The sequence below is a fragment of the Streptomyces sp. NPDC001634 genome (assembly GCF_040298185.1).
In the GTDB taxonomy this organism is placed as follows: domain Bacteria; phylum Actinomycetota; class Actinomycetes; order Streptomycetales; family Streptomycetaceae; genus Streptomyces.
In genome coordinates this window covers 1-20,509 of the sequence record NZ_JBEOZU010000089.1, presented here as the reverse complement: position 1 = coordinate 20,509, position 20,509 = coordinate 1, and the positions used below count along the sequence as shown (strand labels likewise).

At 69.9% G+C, this 20,509-nt stretch carries 23 protein-coding genes and 1 pseudogene; 11 read left to right on the top strand and 13 right to left on the bottom strand.

Annotation, left to right across the window (positions count from 1 at the left end; all coding sequences use genetic code 11):
• Positions 1-50: 50 nt before the first annotated feature.
• Positions 51-1,274 carry an NAD(P)-dependent malic enzyme gene (locus tag ABT186_RS38845; RefSeq protein ID WP_351929108.1) on the bottom strand — a complete coding sequence of 408 codons (1,224 nt, stop codon included), beginning with the start codon at positions 1,272-1,274 and terminating at the stop codon, positions 51-53.
• A 536-nt stretch (positions 1,275-1,810) separates the two neighbouring features.
• Here ABT186_RS38845 and ABT186_RS38840 point away from each other — a divergent pair.
• Genes ABT186_RS38840 through ABT186_RS38830 form a run of 3 tightly spaced genes read left to right on the top strand, consistent with a single transcriptional unit; the run spans position 1,811 to position 4,531 of the window.
• On the top strand, positions 1,811-2,770 hold the full coding sequence (locus tag ABT186_RS38840) for an ABC transporter substrate-binding protein (protein ID WP_351221659.1): 960 nt from the start codon (positions 1,811-1,813) through the stop codon (positions 2,768-2,770).
• A gap of 34 nt (positions 2,771-2,804) precedes the next feature.
• Positions 2,805-3,740, top strand: coding sequence for an amino acid ABC transporter permease (locus tag ABT186_RS38835; protein WP_351221658.1), 936 nt, complete (start codon positions 2,805-2,807; stop codon positions 3,738-3,740).
• A gap of 38 nt (positions 3,741-3,778) precedes the next feature.
• Positions 3,779-4,531 carry an amino acid ABC transporter ATP-binding protein gene (locus tag ABT186_RS38830; protein ID WP_351221697.1) on the top strand — a complete coding sequence of 251 codons (753 nt, stop codon included), beginning with the start codon at positions 3,779-3,781 and terminating at the stop codon, positions 4,529-4,531.
• A 69-nt stretch (positions 4,532-4,600) separates the two neighbouring features.
• On the opposite strand, the gene ABT186_RS38825 is transcribed toward ABT186_RS38830, so the two are convergent.
• Positions 4,601-4,789, bottom strand: coding sequence for a hypothetical protein (locus ABT186_RS38825; protein WP_351929106.1), 189 nt, complete (start codon positions 4,787-4,789; stop codon positions 4,601-4,603).
• 65 nt (positions 4,790-4,854) lie between these two features.
• Positions 4,855-5,625: a class I SAM-dependent methyltransferase gene (locus ABT186_RS38820; protein WP_351221656.1), complete on the bottom strand. Its 771-nt coding sequence runs from the start codon at positions 5,623-5,625 to the stop codon at positions 4,855-4,857.
• Between the two features lie 100 nt (positions 5,626-5,725).
• Here ABT186_RS38820 and ABT186_RS38815 point away from each other — a divergent pair, with 100 nt between their 5' ends.
• Positions 5,726-6,355, top strand: coding sequence for a CGNR zinc finger domain-containing protein (locus ABT186_RS38815; RefSeq protein WP_351221655.1), 630 nt, complete (start codon positions 5,726-5,728; stop codon positions 6,353-6,355).
• Here the strand turns inward: ABT186_RS38815 and sodX are convergent.
• Positions 6,259-6,693, bottom strand: coding sequence for a nickel-type superoxide dismutase maturation protease (sodX, locus tag ABT186_RS38810; RefSeq protein ID WP_351221654.1), 435 nt, complete (start codon positions 6,691-6,693; stop codon positions 6,259-6,261). The two genes, ABT186_RS38815 and sodX, sit on opposite strands and share 97 nt — an antisense overlap.
• A 145-nt stretch (positions 6,694-6,838) precedes the next feature.
• Here sodX and sodN point away from each other — a divergent pair, with 145 nt between their 5' ends.
• Positions 6,839-7,234 (top strand): superoxide dismutase, Ni, encoded by a 396-nt coding sequence (gene sodN / locus ABT186_RS38805; protein ID WP_067129094.1) that lies wholly within the window; start codon positions 6,839-6,841, stop codon positions 7,232-7,234.
• A gap of 7 nt (positions 7,235-7,241) precedes the next feature.
• Here sodN and ABT186_RS38800 read toward each other — a convergent pair.
• The 3 genes and pseudogenes from ABT186_RS38800 to ABT186_RS38790 form a co-directional block, all read right to left on the bottom strand.
• A pseudogene (locus ABT186_RS38800) lies at positions 7,242-7,610 on the bottom strand (tyrosine-type recombinase/integrase); the annotation flags it as partial.
• Between the two features lie 143 nt (positions 7,611-7,753).
• Complete coding sequence (locus ABT186_RS38795; RefSeq protein ID WP_351929104.1) at positions 7,754-8,572, bottom strand: class I SAM-dependent methyltransferase; 819 nt, start codon at positions 8,570-8,572, stop codon at positions 7,754-7,756.
• Complete coding sequence (locus ABT186_RS38790; RefSeq protein ID WP_351221652.1) at positions 8,569-8,871, bottom strand: hypothetical protein; 303 nt, start codon at positions 8,869-8,871, stop codon at positions 8,569-8,571. Before ABT186_RS38790 ends, ABT186_RS38795 begins: the two co-directional genes overlap by 4 nt.
• Before the next feature lie 26 nt (positions 8,872-8,897).
• On the opposite strand from ABT186_RS38790, the gene ABT186_RS38785 reads away from it, so the two are divergent.
• A complete protein-coding gene (locus tag ABT186_RS38785) occupies positions 8,898-10,373 on the top strand; it encodes a tetratricopeptide repeat protein (RefSeq protein ID WP_351929102.1) in 1,476 nt (491 codons plus the stop codon).
• Between the two features lie 399 nt (positions 10,374-10,772).
• On the opposite strand, the gene ABT186_RS38780 is transcribed toward ABT186_RS38785, so the two are convergent.
• Positions 10,773-11,522: a nucleotidyltransferase domain-containing protein gene (locus ABT186_RS38780; RefSeq protein ID WP_351221650.1), complete on the bottom strand. Its 750-nt coding sequence runs from the start codon at positions 11,520-11,522 to the stop codon at positions 10,773-10,775.
• Positions 11,523-11,680: 158 nt separating this feature from the next.
• Here ABT186_RS38780 and ABT186_RS38775 point away from each other — a divergent pair, with 158 nt between their 5' ends.
• Positions 11,681-12,697, top strand: a complete 1,017-nt coding sequence (locus tag ABT186_RS38775) for an ATP-binding cassette domain-containing protein (protein ID WP_351221649.1) — start codon at positions 11,681-11,683, stop codon at positions 12,695-12,697.
• Positions 12,694-13,470 (top strand): ABC transporter permease, encoded by a 777-nt coding sequence (locus tag ABT186_RS38770; RefSeq protein ID WP_351221648.1) that lies wholly within the window; start codon positions 12,694-12,696, stop codon positions 13,468-13,470. Before ABT186_RS38775 ends, ABT186_RS38770 begins: the two co-directional genes overlap by 4 nt.
• Before the next feature lie 19 nt (positions 13,471-13,489).
• On the opposite strand, the gene ABT186_RS38765 is transcribed toward ABT186_RS38770, so the two are convergent.
• Positions 13,490-16,615 (bottom strand): ATP-binding protein, encoded by a 3,126-nt coding sequence (locus ABT186_RS38765; RefSeq protein ID WP_351929100.1) that lies wholly within the window; start codon positions 16,613-16,615, stop codon positions 13,490-13,492.
• A 118-nt stretch (positions 16,616-16,733) separates the two neighbouring features.
• Between ABT186_RS38765 and ABT186_RS38760 the strand changes: the two genes are divergently transcribed.
• From ABT186_RS38760 to ABT186_RS38750, 3 genes are read left to right on the top strand one after another with little or no spacing between them, the layout of a single operon-like run.
• A complete protein-coding gene (locus tag ABT186_RS38760) occupies positions 16,734-17,165 on the top strand; it encodes a helix-turn-helix domain-containing protein (RefSeq protein WP_351221646.1) in 432 nt (143 codons plus the stop codon).
• 9 nt (positions 17,166-17,174) lie between these two features.
• Entirely contained in the window at positions 17,175-17,591 is a 417-nt protein-coding gene (locus ABT186_RS38755) for a VOC family protein (RefSeq protein ID WP_351221645.1), read from the top strand.
• A complete protein-coding gene (locus ABT186_RS38750; RefSeq protein WP_351221644.1) occupies positions 17,588-18,337 on the top strand; it encodes a VOC family protein in 750 nt (249 codons plus the stop codon). The genes ABT186_RS38755 and ABT186_RS38750 overlap by 4 nt, the downstream gene beginning before the upstream one ends.
• A 270-nt stretch (positions 18,338-18,607) precedes the next feature.
• On the opposite strand, the gene ABT186_RS38745 is transcribed toward ABT186_RS38750, so the two are convergent.
• The 4 genes from ABT186_RS38745 to ABT186_RS38730 are packed head-to-tail and all read right to left on the bottom strand — an operon-like array spanning position 18,608 to position 20,291.
• The gene (locus ABT186_RS38745) at positions 18,608-18,955 is read right to left on the bottom strand and encodes a DUF952 domain-containing protein (RefSeq protein WP_351221643.1); all 348 of its coding nucleotides are present in this window, start codon (positions 18,953-18,955) and stop codon (positions 18,608-18,610) included.
• Positions 18,956-18,978: 23 nt separating this feature from the next.
• Complete coding sequence (locus tag ABT186_RS38740; RefSeq protein ID WP_351221642.1) at positions 18,979-19,392, bottom strand: YciI family protein; 414 nt, start codon at positions 19,390-19,392, stop codon at positions 18,979-18,981.
• A gap of 21 nt (positions 19,393-19,413) precedes the next feature.
• On the bottom strand, positions 19,414-19,626 hold the full coding sequence (locus tag ABT186_RS38735) for a hypothetical protein (RefSeq protein WP_351221641.1): 213 nt from the start codon (positions 19,624-19,626) through the stop codon (positions 19,414-19,416).
• A gap of 50 nt (positions 19,627-19,676) precedes the next feature.
• Positions 19,677-20,291 (bottom strand): GNAT family N-acetyltransferase, encoded by a 615-nt coding sequence (locus tag ABT186_RS38730; protein ID WP_351221640.1) that lies wholly within the window; start codon positions 20,289-20,291, stop codon positions 19,677-19,679.
• Between the last annotated feature and the right edge of the window lie 218 nt (positions 20,292-20,509).

Here is a 20,509-nt window from a genome sequence, read left to right as displayed (position 1 = left end):
GCAGCTGCGTAGGGCGGGCGGGTGAACCAACCCCGCCCGCCGGCCCGGCGCTAGCGCCGGGCAACCCCCTCGGCCCGCGCCGCCGCCGCGACAGCGGCGGTCACCGCCGGGGCCACCCGCTCGTCGAACGGTGACGGGATCACATAGTCGGCCGCAAGATCGTCCCCGACGACCCCCGCCAGCGCCTCGGCCGCCGCGATCTTCATCCCCTCGGTGATGCGGGACGCCCGCACCTGCAGGGCTCCGGCGAAGATGCCGGGGAACGCCAGCACGTTGTTGATCTGGTTCGGGAAGTCGGACCGCCCGGTGGCCACCACGGACGCGTACTTGTGGGCGACGTCCGGGTGCACCTCGGGGTTCGGGTTGGCCATCGCGAAGACGAAGGCGCCCTCCGCCATCGAGGCCACGGCCTCCTCCGGCACCGTACCGCCGGAGACGCCGATGAAGACGTCGGCGCCCGCGAGGGCGTGCTCCAGCGAGCCGGCGATCCCCGCCTTGTTGGTGAACCCGGCCAGTTCCTGCTTGACGGGGGTCAGATCGTCCCGGTCGGTCGACACGATGCCCTTGCGGTCGGCGACCGCGACATCTCCGATACCGGCCTCCACCAGCATCTTCGCGATCGCCACCCCGGCCGCGCCCGCGCCCGAGATGACCGCACGCAGATCCCCGAGCGCCCGCCCGGTCAGCCGCGCGGCGTTCCGCAGCGCCGCCAGCGTCACCACGGCCGTACCGTGCTGGTCGTCGTGGAAGACCGGGATGTCCAGCCGTTCCTGGAGCCGGCGCTCGATCTCGAAGCACCTCGGTGCCGAGATGTCCTCCAGGTTCACGCCCCCGAAGGAGGGCGCGAGCCTGACCACGGTCTCGACGATCTCGTCCACGTCCGTGCAGTCCAGCGCGAGCGGGACCGCGTCCACGCCGCCGAACTGCTTGAACAGGATCGCCTTGCCCTCCATCACCGGGAGGGATGCCTCGGGACCGATGTCCCCGAGACCGAGCACTGCCGTGCCGTCCGTCACCACGGCGACGACCGACGACTTCCACGTGTAGTCGTTGACCAGCTCCGGCTTCTCCGCAATGGCCGTGCACACCCGGGCGACGCCGGGCGTGTACGCCAGGGACAGGTCGTCCTTGTCGCGGATCGGCACGGTGGCCTGCACTGCCATCTTGCCGCCGCGGTGCAGCGCGAACGCCGGATCGAAGGAATCGTGGGGCTCGACGCCGCCGTCCTGATCCGTATTGCTGTCGCTGCGAGGATTGACGATCTCCGCTGCCACTGTCTTGTACCCCTTAGGTCTTCATGGTTTGAGGGTGTCCACTCCTGGTGAGGGGTGGGCGGGCACCGCGTATGACCCACGTGACTGATGCGTACGGGTGCATACGCGACGGGCGCGCCGCACACGCGCCCTGAGCCCCTGATGAGGGGTGTAACGAACCTTCTTACCGGACGGATGGTGTCCGGGACGAGTCGATAGCGCGAAGGTCACACGCCGGTGAGATGACTCATGGCCGAAAATGTGGACAAGTCCCTAGCACGTCCTCACATGATCACGTGTGCGGACTCGTGATCAACCACATCGTGAGATGTGCCGAAGATCTTCCGGCCGGAATGAGGGATTCCCGCACAAGGTGCGGCCTTGGTAGGCCATCCGAGGCGGTTCGGGGGTCACCCGTTATCCGATTTTGACATAGCGAGTCCCCTGAATGCCTGAGTCCGAATGGCAAGATGCCTCGAATACACGAGGTCGCGACACCCGATGGTGTGTGTTCTCGTCGACCATCGGCACAACCCATCCCGCCGGAGGAACCCACCATGACCGCAAGCTCCACCCGTCGTACGACCGCCACGCGCTCCCGGATAGCTGCGGTCGGCGCAATCGCGGTCGCGGGCACCCTGGTGCTCACGGGCTGCGGTGACCAGACGAAGAGCAAGAGCAGCAGCTCCAGCAGCAGCGCTTCGGCGTCGGCCCCGCTGGCCGACAAGCTCCCCGCGTCGATCCGCCAGGCCGGCGTCATCAAGGTCGGCTCGGACATCGCGTACGCGCCGGTCGAGTTCAAGGACACCTCCGGCAAGACGGTCGGCCTGGACCCCGACCTCGCGGACGCCATGGGCAAGCAGCTCGGCGTGAAGTTCGAGTTCCAGAACGGCACCTTCGACGCCCTGCTCACCGGTATCCGCTCCAAGCGCTACGACCTCGCGATGTCCGCGATGACCGACAACAAGAACCGCCAGGACGGTGTCGACCCCGACACCGGCAAGAAGGTCGGCGAGGGCGTCGACTTCGTCGACTACCTGACCGCGGGCGTCTCCATCTACACGCGCAAGGGCGACACCGGCGGCATCAACTCGTGGACGGACCTGTGCGGCAAGAAGATCGCCGTGGAGCGCGGCACCGTCTCGGAGGACCTGGCCAAGGCCGAGGCCAAGAAGTGTCCGAGCAGCAAGAAGCTCACCATCCAGGCCTTCGACGACGACCAGCAGTCCCAGACCCGGCTGCGCTCGGGCGGCGTGGACGCGGCGTCCTCCGACTTCCCCGTCGCCGCGTACGCGGTGAAGACCTCGGGCGGCGGCAAGGACTTCCAGCTCGTCGGCCAGCAGGTCGAGGCCGCACCGTACGGCATCGCGGTCTCCAAGGAGAACACCCAGCTGCGTGACGCCCTGCAGGCCGCGATGAACGCGGTCATCAAGAGCGGGGAGTACCAGAAGATCCTCGCCAAGTGGGGCGCCGAGGACGGCGCCGTGAAGGAGTCCGCCATCAACGGCGGCAAGTGACCGCGACCCCCGCGGCCACTGAAAGGCAACACCCGTGACTGTTGACATCGACAAGACGGCGGGCCCGCAGGACACTCCCCCGGCCGGTCCGGAGGCCATCAAGGCCATCCCGGTCCGGCACTACGGGCGGTATGTCTCCGCCGTCATCGCGATCGCGGTCCTCGCCGCGATCATCTACGCGTTCGGCCAGGGCAAGATCAACTGGCATGCGGTTCCGGACTACTTCTTCGACCACCGCATCCTGACCGGTGTGGGCAAGACCCTCATGCTGACGGTCCTGTCCATGCTGATCGGCATCGTCGGCGGCATCATCCTCGCGGTGATGCGCCTGTCGAAGAACCCGGTGACCTCGTCCATCGCATGGTTCTACATCTGGTTCTTCCGCGGCACCCCGGTCCTGGTCCAGCTGTTCCTCTGGTTCAACCTGGGCCTGGTCTTCGAGTACGTCAACCTCATGCCGTTCTACAAGGACTACTGGTCGAACTTCATGACGCCGCTGCTGACGGCGTTGCTCGGCCTCGGTCTGAACGAGGCGGCGTACATGGCGGAGATCTGCCGCGCCGGCCTGCTCGCGGTCGACGAGGGCCAGACCGAGGCGGCCCACGCGCTCGGCATGAGCCACGGCAAGACGCTTCGGCGGATCATCATCCCGCAGGCGATGCGCGTGATCGTGCCGCCGACGGGCAACGAAGTGATCAACATGCTGAAGACGACCTCGCTCGTGGCGGCCGTCCAGTTCCCCGAGCTCTTCCGTTATGCCCAGGACATCGGCCAGACCTCCGGCGCCCCGGTGGAGATGTACTTCCTCGCGGCCGCCTGGTACCTGATCATGACGTCGGTCCTCAGCGTCGGCCAGTACTACATCGAGCGGTACTACGCGCGCGGCTCCAGCCGGCAGCTGCCGCCGACCCCGTGGCAGAAGGTAAGGGCCCATCTGACGTCCTTCTCGAGCAGGAAGGTCGCGGCATGACCGAGAAGACCGTCAAGAACAGCGGGTCCGGCACCCTCATGGTGAAGGCCGAGGGCGTCCACAAGTCCTTCGGTGCGGTCGAGGTCCTCAAGGGCATCGACCTGGAGGTGAAGTCCGGCGAGGTGTTCTGCCTCATCGGCCCCTCCGGCTCCGGCAAGTCGACCTTCCTGCGGTGCATCAACCACCTGGAGAAGATCAACGCCGGGCGGCTGTACGTGGACGGCGAGCTGGTCGGCTACCGGCAGCACGGCGACAAGCTGTACGAGCTGCGCGACCGTGAGGTCGCGTTGAAGCGCCGGGACATCGGCATGGTCTTCCAGCGCTTCAACCTGTTCCCGCACATGACCGCTCTGGAGAACGTCATCGAGGCGCCGGTCCAGGTCAAGGGCGCGAGCAAGGCCCAGACCAAGGAGCGCGCGATGCAGCTCCTGGAGCGCGTCGGCCTGGCGGACCGGGCCGGGCACTACCCCTCGCAGCTCTCCGGCGGCCAGCAGCAGCGCGTGGCCATCGCCCGGGCGCTCGCGATGGACCCGAAGCTGATGCTGTTCGACGAGCCGACCTCGGCCCTCGACCCGGAGCTGGTCGGCGACGTCCTCGACGTCATGCGCGACCTCGCGGAGTCCGGTATGACGATGGTCGTCGTCACCCACGAGATGGGCTTCGCCCGCGAGGTGGGCGACTCGCTCGTCTTCATGGACGGCGGCGTGGTGGTCGAGTCCGGCAACCCCCGGGATGTGCTGACGAACCCGCAGCACGAGCGGACGCAGTCGTTCCTGTCGAAGGTGCTGTAGCGGTAGGGACGATGAGGGGCGGTACGGGATCCCCGTACCGCCCCTTTCGTCTGCTCCCCTACTGCTGCCCTACGGCAACAGCTCGCTCTTCAGGGCCAGTTCGTGCAGCTGCGCGCGGGTCAGCGGGTACGTCTTGAGCAGCGGGCCCTGGGAGCCCTGACCGAGGAAGCCCGTCCAGTCGGGGATGTTCATCAGCAGGGTTCCGTCCTTCAGGAGCGGGCGTGCGTTCAGCTCGGCGCCGCTGTACGCGGGCTGCACAGCCTTCTGCGGGGGCGTCTGCCAGACGGTTTTTGCGTACCGCCTCAACCGGACGCGCGAGGAACCTACTTGAGCGCGAGCAGCAGCGTGTCCGACGGCGAGCACCACACCGGGCGGGCCTCGGTGAAGCCCTTGTCGCGCAGTACGCGCGCGTGCCACGCGGCGGACGGCATCTCGCCGTCGGCGTGGGCGCCGTAGATCTCGAAGCGGCGGGCGGTCGGCGCGGCGAGTACGGGGTCCTTGGCGGCCAGCGCCCACCACTCGGCCCAGTCGAGGGCACCGTTCCGCATGGCCTGATTCATGCGGGCGTGCCGCTGGGTGCTCTCGGCCGCGTTGATCCGCGGTGTGGTGTCGTCGATCATGTGGTCGGCGTTCATGAAGACGCCTCCGTAGCGGACGAGTTCCGCGACCTGACCGTAGAGGGCAGCGAGGGGTTCGGCGCGCAGCCAGTGCAGGGCCGTGGCCGTGAGGACCGCGTCGTACACGCCGTACGGCAGCCGCGCGGGCCAGTCGGGGTCCTTGAGGTCGGCCTCGACGAACGTGACGCGGCCGTCGCCCTCGAAGGTGCCCCGGGCGATGGTGAGCAGCGCGGGGTCGAGGTCGACGCCGGTGCTGGTGGCCTTGGGGAAGCGGGCGAGAAGCCGGGCCGTGATGGTGCCGGTGCCGCAGGCCAGGTCGAGGACGCGCGGCTCGGTCCCCACGAGGGCCTCGACCATGTCGAGCATGATCCGGAAGCGTTCCTCGCGGTCCGGCATGTACCACTCCTGCTGCCGGTCCCAGCTCTCCTGCCATGCCTGCCAGTCGGTGCCCGCCGTGGATCCGGCCGTTGTGGTCATGGAAGCCCCTTCTTCACTCGACTGCGTAATACCCTGGAACCACGATCATCTGTTACGTGACCGCACCCACGACGATAGAGCCGCCTCGTAAGGACCACAAGTGCAACTGGCCTATTACTCCGACTATGCCGTCCGCCTCGTGAACAGCGAGGAACCGGCTCGGGGCAAGGACTCGCTCACCTCGGTGGAGGCCGTCCGTGACCTCTTCGGGGCCAACCAGTCGGCGGCCCGCCGAGCCACCGACGCCGACGTGACCCGGTTCCGCTCGGTCCGGGCCCGGCTGCGCGCCGTCTTCGAGGCGGCGGACCAGGGCGACGAGACGCTCGCGGTGGACCTGCTGAACTCCCTGCTCCTGGAGTTCCCGGTGAGCCCGCAGATCTCCGGGCACGACCACCGGGACGACGACGGCCGCCCGCTGTGGCACATGCACCTCGCGGACCACCCGTCGAACGCGACCGCGGGCTACGCGGCCATCGCCGTGATGGGCCTGGGCTTCCACCTCACGGAATACGGCGTGGACCGCCTGGGCCTGTGCGAGGCGGCCCCCTGCCGCAACGCATACCTCGACACCTCGACGAACCGCTCCCGGCGGTACTGCTCGGACCGCTGCGCCACGCGCGCGAACGTGGCCGCCTACCGCGCCCGCAAACGCCTGGAGGCGGACCGGTCGGAGAGCACGGGCCGCGCTGCGGAGAGCACCCAGCGCACCAGCGTGAGCGGCGAGCGCTGACCCTCCTTCAACGGCCGGTAACGGAACCACACCTTCCCGAGGACGAGCTCCTCGGGAACGGTGCCGTAGTCGGTGCTGTCCCCGCCCGCGTACGGATTGTCGCCGAGCACCCACCAGCCGCCCTCGCGCAGTTCCACGGCGCGCTTGACGACCAGCAGGTCCTGCTGGAAGGGGTGCCGCAGGACGATGACGTCCCCCGGCCGGACACGCGCCCCGTACTGGACGAGGAGCCGGTCCCCGTGATGCAGCGTGGGCACCATGGACGGTCCCGTCACCTCGGCCGCCCCGAACGGCAGCAAGGCCCTCGTACGCTCGGTCTCCTGTGACAGCTCCGGCATCACCGGCACCTCCCCGGTCCGATCCTCCACCAGTCCCAGTCTCACCCTGGACTTTTGTCGTAAGCCCATGGGGGCACTCGCGAAAACCCGTCCCCCACGGAGTAATGTCCCACCTGAGAAGACGATCACGAGGAAGGACAGCTTCATGCTCTCCCGCCTGTTTGCCCCCAAGGTCAAGGTCAGCGCCCACTGCGACCTGCCCTGTGGCGTCTATGACCCGGCCCAGGCCCGCATCGAGGCGGAGTCGGTGAAGGCCGTGCAGGAGAAGATGGCCGCCAACGACGACCCGCACTTCCAGGCTCGCGCCACCGTCATCAAGGAGCAGCGCGCCGAGCTCGCCAAGCACCACGTCTCGGTGCTCTGGAGCGACTACTTCAAGGCCCCGCACTTCGAGAAGTACCCGGAGCTGCACCAGCTGGTCAACGACGCCCTGAAGGCCCTCTCGGCCGCCAAGGCGTCGACGGACCCGGCGACGGGCCAGAAGGCGCTGGACTACATCGCCCAGATCGACAAGATCTTCTGGGAGACCAAGAAGGCCTGATCTTCGATCATGCCCTCTGACCTGCGATTACGTTGGTTGCAGTGTCTCCTTGTCCGCACCCGGCCCACAGGCCGCCGAGCACGGCGTCCATGACGGTCCGGGTGCGGCCTTTTTCACCCGGCCAGAGGTGGGCGTAGATCCGCAGCGTGATGACGCCGGACGCGTGGCCGAGGACCAGCTGGACCTGCTTGACGCTCGCTCCGCCGGCGATAAGCGCAGAGGCGAAGAAGTGGCGCAGGTCGTGGGTCACCATGTGGGGCAGCTCGACGGGCTTGCGGCCCTCGCGCTCGGCCGCCTCGCTCTCCGCCGCCTGGAGCGTCCTGCGGGCGCAGTTCCACTCCGTCTCCCAGCGGCGGTAGCTGAGGGGCTCGCCCTCGTTTGGCGCATCACTGCCCAGCCGAACCGGCGTGCACAAGCGGCCCGCACGCAAAGCACCCGCCGCACCACGACGGTTACGTCGGCACCACAGCCCGTCCCCACCCCGACGCGCGGGCACCAAACGGAACGTGCCCGCCGCCGCTAACGGCGGCAGACGAGGATGCCTCCCCGGCAGTGGATCTCGAACGCCCCACGCCGGGAGATGTGTTCGTCCAGGATGGTGCGGGCCCGCTCGATCGTGGCCTCGAAGGGCACGTCGTGCTGGTCCGCCCATGCCTGGTACGAGGCCATGTGCGCAACCACGGGTTCGGCGTCGCGGACGGTGATGGTGCCGGGCAGTTCAATCGTCTCGACGCGGCCGAACTCCTCCCCCAGGAAGGCCGGGGCCTTCTCCAGGGAGAAGCGGGCGCTGAGCGAGATGCGGGCCGGGCCGCGTCCGGTGCCGAGCACGTCGCCGGCGGCCCGCTGCCACAAGTCGTCGAGTTCAGCTTTGTCCCGATCGCTGTTGGTGGAGGTGAGCAGCAGCCCGTCACGGGCGACCACGCGCGACAGCTCCCTGACCGCCTGAGGGATGTCCGAGACGTGGTAGAGCATGTGCAGCGCCAAGGCGGCCTCGGCGCTCCCCGTGGCGAGCGGCAAGCGGGTGGCATCCGCAACGGCGACCGGGCCAGGGACACCGGCGAGGATGCCAGGAGCGATGTCCAGGCCCAGCAGAGTCAGGTCTGGCCGGTCCTGGCGGAGCCGCTGGATGAACTTGCCGTTGCCGCAGCCGACATCGACCACGCACCCGTTCACGCCCCTCAGCTGCTCGGCGACGATGCCTGGCAGGTCGTAACGGGGCGTCTGCCACTGATAAAGCGACTGGCGGGCGGCCAGATCCCGGTCGTTGCTGTAGGCACTTCCGGCGAGACGGCCCCGGTCGGTGACGGCGGCGTCGTGTGCGGCGGACAGTTCGGTCACGTCGGCAACTCCGGAGGGTGGGCGGCAGGTGCGGCCGCAAGGACGGCCGTGTGCTGGAGTCGTTCGCGCAGGTGTACGGCCTGCGCGGCTCCACCGTACTGCGGCCCGCTCAGTTCCTGGCCCAGAGCGGTGAGCCGACGCACGATACTGGCCGACATGCGCTCCGGCGGAGAGTCGAGGACGAAGCCGAGCATCGCCTCGGTGCCGTCCAGGTCGCCGAGGAGCATGTGGCCGCGGGCGAGATCGACATGGGCGGCGAACAGGTCACCGACCGACTGGTAAAGGGGAACTCGACGCAAAGAGCGCAGCAGCGATCTTTGCTGAGTTGACCGCAGCGCAGAGAGAGCAACTCATCGATGACCATCCCAATGTGCTCGTCGGTCGCAACAGCCATGCTGCGGCGCTGCGCTCGCTTGGTGAGTTGACCCAGTCTGAATCGGAGTACAAGGCGATCCTAGAGGCAGCGATCGCACGCCACGGTGAGCAACATCCGGTCACGCTCAATGCCCGTTTCGAGTGGGCCAGGTCTTTGGGTCGCATTGCACGAACGGACGATGCGGTATCTGAGATGCGCAACGTCCTGGATCTTCAGGAGCGTACGCTCGGCGGCTCACACCGGAACGTCGCGCGTGCCCGTTCCTCGCTTGGTGTCCTCCTAATGCAGCAGGGACACTTCGACGAAGCAGAGGAACAGTTGCACCGCGCGCTGAGCGCTCTTCCCGAAAATGACCCCGGACGCTCGGATGTCCAGCACGATCTCGTGACCGTTCTCCATGCGCGCGGAAGATTGCGCGAGGCTATTAGCCAGCTGCGAGAAATCGCCGACGAGGAGCTTCAGCGGTCTGGTCCGGCACATACCGACACAATCACCGCCCGAAATAGCCTCGGGGTTGCCCTGAAGGACTTTGGAAAGTTCGAAGAAGCGGCGGCGGTCTACCGCGAGGCACTCAGGGGCGCTGCCAACAAGCACTTGAACGACCAGCCCCTCATACTGACGCTTCGCCACAACCTCGCTGTGGTACTGCGTATCCAGGGCAATCTCGGCGAGGCAGAGGAAGAACAGTCGGCAATTCTGGAGATCCAGCAGCGTAGGCTCGGGCCCGAGCATCCCGAGACGTTCGCCACACGGCTTTCCCTCGCCCGTATCTTGGACGACAGGGGAGCCACCGCCGAAGCCGAGGCCGCGTACCGCGAACTCCTCTCGGCATGCAGGCGCGTCATGGGACCCGACCATCGGCAGACCCTGTCCATCTGGGGCAACCTAGCCTTCCTGCTCGGCCACCAAGGATGGTTCGCCGAAGCGGAGACGGAGTACCGCGAGGCACTGGCGGCATGCTGCAAGGCACTCGGAGACGACCATCCAGAAACTCTGACGATGAACCACAACCTGGCCATGGCGCTAGGGAACCAAGGAGAGCTCACAGAGGCCATTGCACGGTTTCGAGACGTCGTAGAGCGTCGGGCCCGCACACTTGGGCCTGATCACCCTGAGACGTTGACAGCACGCAAAAACCTCGGTGAGAGCCTGAGCAGAGCGGAGCAGCCAGCAGCAAGTGCTGAGCAGTTCGGGATTGTGGCAGAAGGCTGGGGCCACACACGAGGTGCGGACCACGACTCTGTCTGGGACCTACGCTACCGGCGAGCCCAGCTGCTGTGGGAGGCCGGACACCCACGCGCCGCGCAAGACGAACTCGAAGCATTGCTAGACCTAGCCCAAAGAGCCGGTCGCGACGAGGATCCACGCATCGCCACCCTGGAACGGGTGCTATTCGCCGTACGTGCCGACGGTGGCGACTCCTAGCGGGAGGCCCAGCAGTCCGCACACAGTCCGCAAGACACCCGCTCAAGACCGTCGCACCCCATCGCCACCAATCGCCAAAAGACCAGGTCAGCGCCCCACAGGAAAGATCCCCGCAGGTCACCGACCTGGCCCATTACTAGGAGACCAAGAAAGCCTGATCTTCGATCATGCCATCTGACCTGCGATTACGTTGGTTGCAGCGTCCCCTTCACCGGACCCGGTCCGCCAGCCGCCGAGCATGGCGTCCTTGACGGTCCGGGTGCGGTCTTTTTCGCCCGGCGACTTGTCCATCGGCGAACTCGACCTCGACCGCCGTCGAGACCCTGTCGGTACCCCGTCGTCGCCTCGGTGCCAGTACGACAGGCCACCAGCTGCCAGGTCTCGCCGATGAACCCCATGTCAGGCCCCCTTGTCCGCGCCGTGCCAGATACGGGAGTGGCCCTCCCGTAGCGGACCGCCCAAGAGATCGAGGATCTCGTACGCCACGGCGGTCAGCGGTGCCGGGTCCGCGTGTTCGACGACGGTGAGGCGGGCGTCGAGCAGGGCGCGGCCCAGCACCGGGTCGGCGGCGACCAGGCGGCGGGGAAGCCACTTGCCGCCGCCTCGCCACGCGCGGCGGTGGGCCGTCAGCAGCAGGGCGGCGGAAACCAGTACCTGGTCAGCCACGGCCAGTTGCTCATGCCGGTCGCGAACGTCGGCCAGATCGTCCAGCAGATCGGTGAGCCGGTAGCGCTCGAGGTCGCGCTCCTGTGGAGTCAGCGGGTCGGGACCCTGCTCCAGCTGGGCGCGCGCCTCGGAGCGCAGTGCCGCGGCATACCCGTGCGGGTCGTGCAGTGGTATCGACTCGGCGTAGATGAACAGCATCGTCCCGCGGCGTCCGGCACGGTCCGACGCGAGGATCTCCGCGAGGCCGGCCCGGGTGTGCGCGAACAACTCTGCGAGGCGCCCCTCGTGCCGGAGCGTCTCACGGCGCGTCACATCCCCGTCCGGGAGCAGTACGGCGATATCGAGGTCGCTGGTGGCCGTCGCCCGGCCGCGGGCCGTCGAGCCGCCGAGCACGGCTGCCAGGGCGTCCGGACAACGGTCCGCGACCAGGCGGCGCGCCTGATCGACAGCCATCGCGACGGCATGCGAGCGGGTCGGGTCCATGCAGGGCATCGTGTCAGCTCCGCGAGCTTGCCCGCCTCGGGTTTTGCAAGGTGCGCACGCCGCCCCTGACCGGCCGGTTTCATCCCGAAGCCGCCCCGCCCGCCCCCGTGAAACCACCGTGAAACCGCGCTGAATGCGGCCGCCCGCACGCTCCTCCCATGACGACGACACGACACGCGATCACAGCGACCGGGCTGCGGAAGGCCTACGGGGACCACGTCGTCCTCGACGGGCTCGACCTGAGCGTCGGCGAGGGCACCGTCTACGCGCTCCTCGGCCCCAACGGCGCCGGCAAGACCACCACCGTCCAGATCCTCTCCACGCTCACCGCCGCCGACGGCGGGGACATCCGGGTCGGCGGGCACGACCCCGTCCACGACCCGCGCGCCGTCCGCGCGCAGATCGGGGTCACCGGACAGTTCGCCGCCGTCGACGACAGGCTCACCGGCGAGGAGAACCTGATCCTCATGGCCGACCTGCACCACCTCGGCAAGCAGGAAGGGCGTCGCCGCAGTGCCGGACTCCTCGAACGGTTCGGGCTCACGGACGCAGCGAAGAAGCTCCCCACCGCCTACTCCGGCGGTATGCGGCGGCGCCTCGACCTCGCCATGACCCTGGTCGGCGAGCCCGGCATCATCTTCCTCGACGAGCCGACCACCGGCCTTGACCCGCGCAGCCGCCACGCCATGTGGCAGATCGTGCGAGAGCTGGTCGCGGACGGGGTCACCGTCTTCCTCACCACCCAGTACCTGGAGGAGGCCGACCAGCTCGCCGACCGCATCGGCGTCCTCAACGGCGGCCGACTCGTCGCCGAGGGCACCGCCGAGGAGCTGAAAAGGCTCGTACCGGGCGGCCACGTACGGCTCCGCTTCGCGGACCCGGCCACGTACGAACGAGCGGTCGGCGCCCTGGACGGCATGACCCACGACGACGAGGCGCTCACCCTGCAGATCCCCAGCGACGGCAGCACCCGGGAGCTCAAGTCCCTCCTCGACTGGCTGGAGGTCGAGTCGATCGAGGCGGAGAGCCTGACCGTGCACACCCCCGACCTCGACGACGTGTTCTTCGCCCTGACGACGGAAGCCGGGACCACCACCGCCCCGACCACGACCACCAACACCGCCGCCCCGACCACGACCACCGGCTCCGCCGCCCGCAAGGAGGCCCACCGATGAGCTCCCTCTCCTACGCCGTCACCGACTCGGCGACCATGCTGCGCCGCAACGTCAAGCACGCGATCAGGTACCCGGCCATGACCGTCCAGCTCGTCGCGGTCCCGGTCGTCCTGCTGCTGCTGTTCGTCTACGTCTTCGGCAACGCCCTCGGCGCGGGCGTCGGCCCCGGCGCCCACGGCCACTACGTCGACTACGTGACGCCCGGCATCATCCTCATGGCCACCACCTACGGATGTGTCTCGGTCGCGGTGTTCGTCTGCTCCGACATGACCCAGGGCATCGTCAACCGCTTCCGTACGCTGTCGATCTCCCGCGCGGCCGTCCTGAACGGCCATTTCCTCGGCGGCGTCATCCAGTCCCTGTTCAGCATCGTCCTGGTCATCGGTGCCGCCCTGCTCACCGGTTTCCGCCCCAACGCCACACCCGTCGAGTGGCTCGCCGCCGCCGGTCTGCTGACCCTGGTCGTGGTGGCCCTGACCTGGCTGGCGGTTTCCATGGGGCTGCGCGCCAAGACCGTGGAGGCGGCCAGCAACGCCCCCACCCCGCTGACCTTCCTGCCCTTCCTCGGCAGCGCGATCGTCCCGACCGACTCGATGCCGACGGCCGTGCGCTGGTTCGCCGAGTACCAGCCCTTCACCCCGATCAACGACACCCTGCGCGGCCTGCTCATGGGCACCGAGATCGGCAACAGCGGGATCATCGCGGTCGCCTGGTGCGTCGGGCTCACCGTCTACGGCTACCTCCGGTCCCGGTCGGCCTATGACAAGGCGTGAGCCGGGAGAGGGGGTACGGTCACCGTCGGTTCTCCGAGGCGTCCAGCAGCTCCAACGCCTTGACCCGCAACTCCTCGCGCTCCAGGGCGGCATACGTGGACACCGCGTCCTCGTAAGCCGCCCTGTCGGCGTTCTCCGCCGCCTCCCGGACGCGGGCCGAGGACATCGTCGGCTGGAAGGTGGGCAGCAGACGACAGCGCTCGGCGAGCGCAAGCAGCCGGGCCGCCGAGGCCGGGGCGCCGCGGTCCAGCTCCACCAGGGCGAGCGCGAGCAGCAGGACCCCGCAGATGGCGAGGTGGGCCGCGTAAGCGGGCCGGTCGACGGCAGGTCCGGACAGCAGCGTCCGCAGTTTGCCCGGGAGTTCGCCGACGAGGTCCGCCACCTTGTCGAGCCGGCCGTGCTGGGCGTGGGCGATGACCGCGACGCCCTGCACCTCCAGGGTCCATGCCTCGAGGCCGACCGGCTCGGCGCCGAGAACCGGCCGCTCGGCCGCCGGTGACGGTTCGGCGGCCCGGCGCCACATCCGCAGCCCCGCCTCGGTGTCGCCCCGGGCGAGCAGGATCTCGGCCCGCACACCGCGCTGGAAGGTGGCCTGGCCGTAGGTGTCGTCCATGTCCTGCTGCGACACCGACAACTCCAGCCAGTACTGGGCCTCGTCGACCTCGCCGAGCAGCAGGCACGCCATGACGAGCGCCAAGCGGATCCCGACCTCCTCCGAGCCCTGGCCGAGGAGCCGCTCCTGGAGGTGGAGTGCGACCCGCAGATGGTGCCTGGCCCGCTCGCCCTGCTCCAGCTTCAGACTGAGCTCACTGATGCGGGAGTGGGCGAGGAGCAGGACGACGGGACGGCTGTCGTCCTTGACGGCGTCGAGCATGCGGTCGGCTGCGGCGAGGGCGCCCTCCATGTCGCCCCGTGCCTCGCGTACGTAACCGGTGACGGTCTCGACGACGGCGGCGACGAGAGGTGCGCTGTGCGGTGGGACGCCCTGGTCCGGCGCGAGCGCCGTGCGCATGTCGGCGAGGACGGCCGCGACGGCGCGGACAACCGTGTCCGGCGGTGCGGGCGGCAGCCGCCGCAGCACGGTCACGAACCGCAGTGCGTGGATGCCGTCGCCCTGGAGCAGGAAGAGGTCGACGGCGAACAGCGCGGCGGCCGTCCGGGTGGCCTCCACGAGCGCGGGCTCGGGCCGGAAGTGGCTCAGGAGGTGGCCGGTCTCCTGAATCAGCGCAACCATGCGGGTGAAGCGGGACTCGATGTTCCACAGACCGGCCAGGACGGCGGCGCACGCCACGGCTGTCGGCGCCTCGTCGCGGGCGAGCGCCAGGCGCAAGGCGTGCAGCAGGTTGTCCTGTTCCGCGCGGACCGGGTCCAGGTCGACGAAGGAGTCCGCCTCCAGGACGGACGCGTGGTGGGCGAGCCCGAACTCCCGGGCCCAGGCGAGGAACTGACCAATGACCCGCTCGGTCTCGCCCGCCTTATCGCGCCGGGCGGTGCTGAACTGCCGTACGGTCTCCAGCATCCGGAAGCGCACCCCCGACGGGGTGTCCGCGACCTTGAGCAGCGACTGGTCGACCAGGTCCTCCAGCACATCGCTGTCGCCGAGGAGTTGCTCCGCCGCGTACGCGCCGAAGCCGTCCGGGAAGACGGACAGGGCGCGCAGGGCCCGCTGCCCGGTCTCGTCGAGGAGATGCCAGCTCCAGTCGACGACGGCCAGCAGGGTGCGGTGCCGTTCGGGCGCGTCCCGGGCGCCGCCGCGCAGCAGGGCGAAGCGGTCGTCGAGGCGGCGGGCGATCTCGGGGACGGACATGACGCGGACCCGGGCGGCGGCCAGTTCGACGGCGAGGGGCAGCCCGTCGAGGTGGCGGCAGAGCTCCTCGACGGGGCCGGCGGGGAGTTCGACGCCTGGCCGGGCGGCGCGCGCCCGCTGCCCGAACAGCTCGATGGTGGTCTCCAGGCTCAACTCCGGAAGCAGGTACACCGATTCGGAGCTCAGTCCGAGCGGGGCCCGGCTGGTGGTGAGGACGCGCAGGTCGCGGGTGAGGGAGACCAGGGATCGGACGAGGTCGGCGACTCCGCGCACCACCTGTTCGCAGTTGTCGAGGACGAGCAGGGCAGGGCCGGGGCCGAGGGCGCCGGCTATACCGGTGAGCAGGTCCGGGTGCACGACCTCGCCGACCCCGAGGGCGGCGGCGACCTCGGCGGTCACGTCGTCGTCGCTGGTCACCCCGGCGAGCGGGACGAAGTGCACACCCTTCTGCTCGGCCTCGCGGCCGACCACCTGGGCGAGACGGGTCTTGCCGAGGCCGCCCGGGCCGACGACCGACACAACACGCCAGGTGCGCAGCAGACCGGTCACGGACGCGATGTCGTCGGCGCGGCCGAGCAGCGGGTTCGGCTCGTGCGGGATGCCTCGGCGCACGCTCGGCGCCTCGTCGCGCAGCAGCTCTTGGTGGACCGTGCGCAGGGCGGGGCCCGGGTCGGTGCCGAGGTCGTCGCGCAGGGCACGGCGGTAGGCGTCGTAGCGGGCCAGTGCGGCGGCGGGTCCGGCGGTCGCGGCCTCGCAGCGCAGCAGTTCGGCGAGGATCTCCTCGTCGCGTGGATGACCGGCGGCGAGCGCGGTGAGCGGTTCGACCGCCTCGGGGTGCCGGCCGAGGCGTGCCAGGGCGAGCGCGCGGGCGCGCACCAGGGCCGTGTACGTCGTCGCGCGCGCCGCCCGCAGCGCGGAGACCGGGTCGTCGGGGGTGTCGTCGCCGGGCGGGCCGTCCCAATGGGCGAGGCCGGCCTCGGCGTGGGCGAGGGCGGCGGTGTGGTCCCCGTCGCGCGCGGCGCGGCCGGCGCGGGTGGCGGCGAGCAGGACGGCGGACGTGTCGATGGCCTCGACGTCCAGGGTGAGCCGGTAGCCGGCGGCGGTGGCGGCGATGGCGTCGGAGCCGAGCTGGGAACGGGCCCGGGAGACGAGCACCTGGAGCGCCTTGGTGGGGTTCTCGGGCTGCTCGTCGGGCCACAGCCCGTCGACCAGCCGGGCGGCGCTGCACCCGGCGCGCGGCTCGTCGGCGAGCAGCGCCAGCAGTCCGCACAACCGGGGTCCGCTGAGCTCCCGGCCACGATGGGACACCCGCGCGAGGAACGTCAGCTCGGTCGTCACCCGAGTAGGTTAGAGCGTGCCCAGTGGATCTTGCCGGGGACTTTCGCGACCCTGTGGCGGCCGCCGCATCTGTCCGGTAGCGGCCCCCGTTGCCGGTGGTGCGTGCCATGCTGTGGACGTGGATGTGGACGACCTGGTCCGGCTGCGGCGGGCGCGCGACCGAATGGACCGTGAGTACGCGCAGCCGCTGGACGTGCCGACGCTGGCGCGCACGGCGCTGATGTCGCCGGGACACTTCCAGCGCAGCTTCCGCGCGGCGTACGGGGAGACGCCGTACAGCTATCTGATGACGCGCCGCGTCGAGCGGGCCAAGGCGCTGCTGCGGCGCGGCGACCTGAGCGTGACGGAGGTCTGCTTCGCCGTGGGGTGCACGTCGCTGGGGTCGTTCAGCTCGCGCTTCACGGAGCTGGTGGGCGAGACGCCGAGCGCGTACCGGGCGCGGAAGCACGAGCAGGGGGCGGTGATACCGCCGTGCGTGGCAAAGCGGATGACCCGGCCAGTGCGGGGGCGAGCGCCGAATACACAGACGGATCCGCGCACGCAGATCTAGTGTGGCGTCATGGACGTGAAACTCTCGCAGTGCTTCATCGCTGTGGACGACCATGACAAGGCGCTGGCCTTCTACCGGGACGTCCTCGGCCTTGAGGTCAGGAACGACGTCGGCTTCGAGGGCATGCGCTGGGTGACGGTCGGCTCACCGCTCCAGCCGGACGTGGAGATCGTCCTGGAACCCCCGGACGCGAACCCGGACGCCTCCCCCGCCGACCGCCGGACGATGGTGGAGCTGCTCGCCAAGGGCCTCCTGCGGGGCGTGATCTTCTCCACGGAGGACGTCGACGCCCTCTTCGCCAGGGTCGAGGCGTCCGGCGCGGAGGTCCTCCAGGAACCCATGGACCAGCCGTACGGGGTACGGGACTGCGCGTTCCGCGACCCGGCGGGCAACATGCTGCGCTTCAATGAGCCCCGCGCCTCGTGAGCGAACCGATCCGCTGGACGTACGCCTTCGTCGACCGGCCCTCCGGGGAGTTCGGCCCGGCCGGTGACTTCTGGACCGCCGTCACCGGGACCAAGCTGTCCGAGCCGCGGGGAGAGCGGGCCGAGTTCGTGACGCTGGTGCCTGAGTCGGGCGATGCGTGTGTGAAGGCGCAGGCCGTGGCGGCGGGCGGCGGTGCTCATCTCGATCTCGCCGTCGAGGATGTGGCCGGGCTCGTGGCGACGGCGCGGCGGCTCGGTGCGGCCGTCGTCGCCGGCCATCGCGGCTGGGCCGTGCTCCGCTCTCCCGGCGGCCAGTTGTTCTGCGCGGTGCCCTGGCACGGCGAGTCCGTCCGGCCGCCCGTGGTCGAGGGGCCCGGCGGCGCGGCGAGCCGACTTGACCAGGTGTGCCTCGACCTCGCTCCGGCCGCGTTCGACGCCGAGGTCGCCTTCTGGGGCGACCTCACCGGCTGGGAGTCGTTCCCCGGCTCCCTGCCGGAGTTCCACGTGGTCAGGCCGTCCGCCGCCCTCCCCGTGCGCATCCTCCTGCAACGCCTCGGCCACGACCGCCCCACCTCCGCCCACCTCGACCTGGCGTGCGCGGACATCGACGCGACCCGGGCCTGGCACGAGGGTCTCGGCGCCACGTTCGTGGCCGCGGGCCCGCACTGGACCGTGATGTGCGACCCGGCGGGCGGCACGTACTGCCTGACGGGCCGCGACCCCTGGACGGGCGGTCTGCCGCGCTGAACGGTCGCGGGCGGCGCGGTCACCGCCCGGGCTCGCCCTACCTGGCGGTGTACGCGCAGAGCACGATCGTCGGCTCCGTGGCAGGCGTCGGGCACGACGTCCCATGTACATCGGCGGACAGCAGCGGCGTCGGCGCGCGCTCCCAGCGGGCCGGAGGATCAGGCTCGTTCTCACCCTGCAGCCACAGCGTGAGGCCGCCGCCCGCCAGCACCAGTGCTGCCCACACTCCGACCGCCCACCACCATGCCCGGCGGTGTCCCCCCGCCTCCGTCACGCCGGTGCCGCCGACCCGCCGTCCCAGGCCTCCACATCGACCACGGCGGACACCGGTATCGGCCCGTAGACGTGCGGGAACTCCTCGCCTCCGGGCTTCGGGGCCTCGTAGCGCAGGGGGGCCGTCAGCTGCTCCGGGTCGATGACCAGCAGCACCAGTTCGTCGGGCCCGTCGTACTCCCCGTACACAAAGCGGGCCACGGACGGGACCTGGTGCCGCAGTGAGCAGTGGATGAAGCCCTCCTCCTGGAGGGTGCGGCCGCGGGTCGACCACTCGTAGGTTCCGGTCGCGCGGGCCGCCTCCCACAGGGAGCGTTCGGTGAGGTGCACAAGGGGTTCGGGCATGCCGTCAATCTAATCCGTACGGCTCATACGTCCCCGGCGCCGTCCAGGATGGGCCGGATCACCACCGGGTAGTTGGTGATCCCCTCGGGGCCGGGGCACCGGGCGGCGCGCTCGGCGATCTCCGTGACGCGCTCCAGGCTGCTGCACTCCAGGACCCAGTAGCCGGCCAGCACCTCCTTGGTCTCGCCGTACGGCCCGTCGGTGATCTCGGTCCTGCCGTCCTTGCCCAGGGTGACCAACCGGGTCCGTGCGGGTTCGGCCAGCCCCTGCCCGTCGATCAGCTCGCCGGTCTTCGCCAGGTCGTCGTTGATGGCACCCATGTGGGCGTACATGGCCTGCAGCTCCTCCTTGCTCCAGGCCGGGGCGTGCGGGGACGCCTTGCCGCGCATGCCCTCGTAGTCCGCCTGTGTGCCCTGCACCATGACCAGGTACTTCATGCGTCCGCTCCCGGTTTGTCGCTACGCGGTCGTCCCGGGCTCTTTTGTGACGGGTCCGCCGGGCTCGTCCCGGGGCGTCTCCTCGGACTCCTGCGCCACGTGCGCCGGGCACTTCGGATTACGGCAGGGGCCGGGGCGCCATACGGGGACGAAGGCGCCCAGCGTCTTGTGGCGCCGTACGACCGTGGCGACGGGCTGCCCGCACGACGGACAGACATGGCCCTCGCTGCCCATGCCTTCAGGGTAGGGCGGTACGGCGCCCGGCGCGTTCTCGTGGACCGGATTCAGCGCGGCTCGCGCCACATCGGCCACATCCGGGGGCCGTCCGGGAGGTCGAGCGTGCGGCCGGTGAAGGCGAAGCCGAGGCGTTCGTACAGCCTGGTGCTGCGTGCGCTGCTCGCCTCCAGGTAGGCGGGCAGGCCCTCGCGGTCGCAGCGATCGAGGACATGCCGGATGAGCGCGGTGCCGAGGCCTTCGCCCTGGCGCCCCGGTGCCACACCGATCATCCACAGGTATGCGTGGGCGTGGTCCGCGGGGTGCGACTCGGCCACCAGCCGGGCGATCCTCTCCACGCGATCGTTCTCCGGGTCGACCGCCTCACGCAGCCGGACCGCGTCGTCCTCGTCCCCGGCCCCGGCTTGGGGCTTCTCTTCGGAGTGGTCGCCGGCGGGCATGGACAGCCACAGCGCGCACGCGGTGCCGTCCTCGGTCATGTCGATGCGCCCCTCGGCGAGCACGGTGTCCGTGAACGCCGCCATCAGCTTGTGGTGTGTCGTACGGCGGTACTCGTCACCAGGAAACACCCAGCTGCTGACCGGATCGTCCTGGAACGCCTCGTCCAGCAGCCGGACGACCAGCTCTCGGTCACCCTCGTCCGCCGCCCGGATCGCCACGCCCATGTGCCCGCCCCTTCGCGTCAACTCACCTTGTCGGTATGGCCGTTGCAGCCTAACCGGAACCAGGCCGACCGGGGCGGGCGGCCGGAGTGACACGGGTGGGAACCGGAAAAAGGGACGGGCCCCGCACACCATGGGATGTACGGGGCCCGTCCCGGCCGGGGCCCCGGGCGCCGCGCGGGGGGAGGCACCGCGCGGACCCCGTGCCCCGGGGTCTTTCG

What these genes read in the sequence shown, in the direction of transcription:
- ABT186_RS38780 (WP_351221650.1), bottom strand. Translation starts at nt 11,522, where the DNA reads ATGGACCCGACCCGCTCGCATGCCGTCGCGATGGCTGTCGATCAGGCG.
- sodN (WP_067129094.1), top strand. Translation starts at nt 6,839, where the DNA reads ATGCTCTCCCGCCTGTTTGCCCCCAAGGTCAAGGTCAGCGCCCACTGC.
- ABT186_RS38740 (WP_351221642.1), bottom strand. Translation starts at nt 19,392, where the DNA reads ATGAAGTACCTGGTCATGGTGCAGGGCACACAGGCGGACTACGAGGGC.
- ABT186_RS38820 (WP_351221656.1), bottom strand. Translation starts at nt 5,625, where the DNA reads ATGACCACAACGGCCGGATCCACGGCGGGCACCGACTGGCAGGCATGG.
- ABT186_RS38840 (WP_351221659.1), top strand. Translation starts at nt 1,811, where the DNA reads ATGACCGCAAGCTCCACCCGTCGTACGACCGCCACGCGCTCCCGGATA.
- ABT186_RS38745 (WP_351221643.1), bottom strand. Translation starts at nt 18,955, where the DNA reads ATGCCCGAACCCCTTGTGCACCTCACCGAACGCTCCCTGTGGGAGGCG.
- ABT186_RS38775 (WP_351221649.1), top strand. Translation starts at nt 11,681, where the DNA reads ATGACGACGACACGACACGCGATCACAGCGACCGGGCTGCGGAAGGCC.
- ABT186_RS38735 (WP_351221641.1), bottom strand. Translation starts at nt 19,626, where the DNA reads ATGGGCAGCGAGGGCCATGTCTGTCCGTCGTGCGGGCAGCCCGTCGCC.
- sodX (WP_351221654.1), bottom strand. Translation starts at nt 6,693, where the DNA reads ATGCCGGAGCTGTCACAGGAGACCGAGCGTACGAGGGCCTTGCTGCCG.
- ABT186_RS38730 (WP_351221640.1), bottom strand. Translation starts at nt 20,291, where the DNA reads ATGGGCGTGGCGATCCGGGCGGCGGACGAGGGTGACCGAGAGCTGGTC.
- ABT186_RS38755 (WP_351221645.1), top strand. Translation starts at nt 17,175, where the DNA reads ATGGACGTGAAACTCTCGCAGTGCTTCATCGCTGTGGACGACCATGAC.
- ABT186_RS38770 (WP_351221648.1), top strand. Translation starts at nt 12,694, where the DNA reads ATGAGCTCCCTCTCCTACGCCGTCACCGACTCGGCGACCATGCTGCGC.
- ABT186_RS38830 (WP_351221697.1), top strand. Translation starts at nt 3,779, where the DNA reads ATGGTGAAGGCCGAGGGCGTCCACAAGTCCTTCGGTGCGGTCGAGGTC.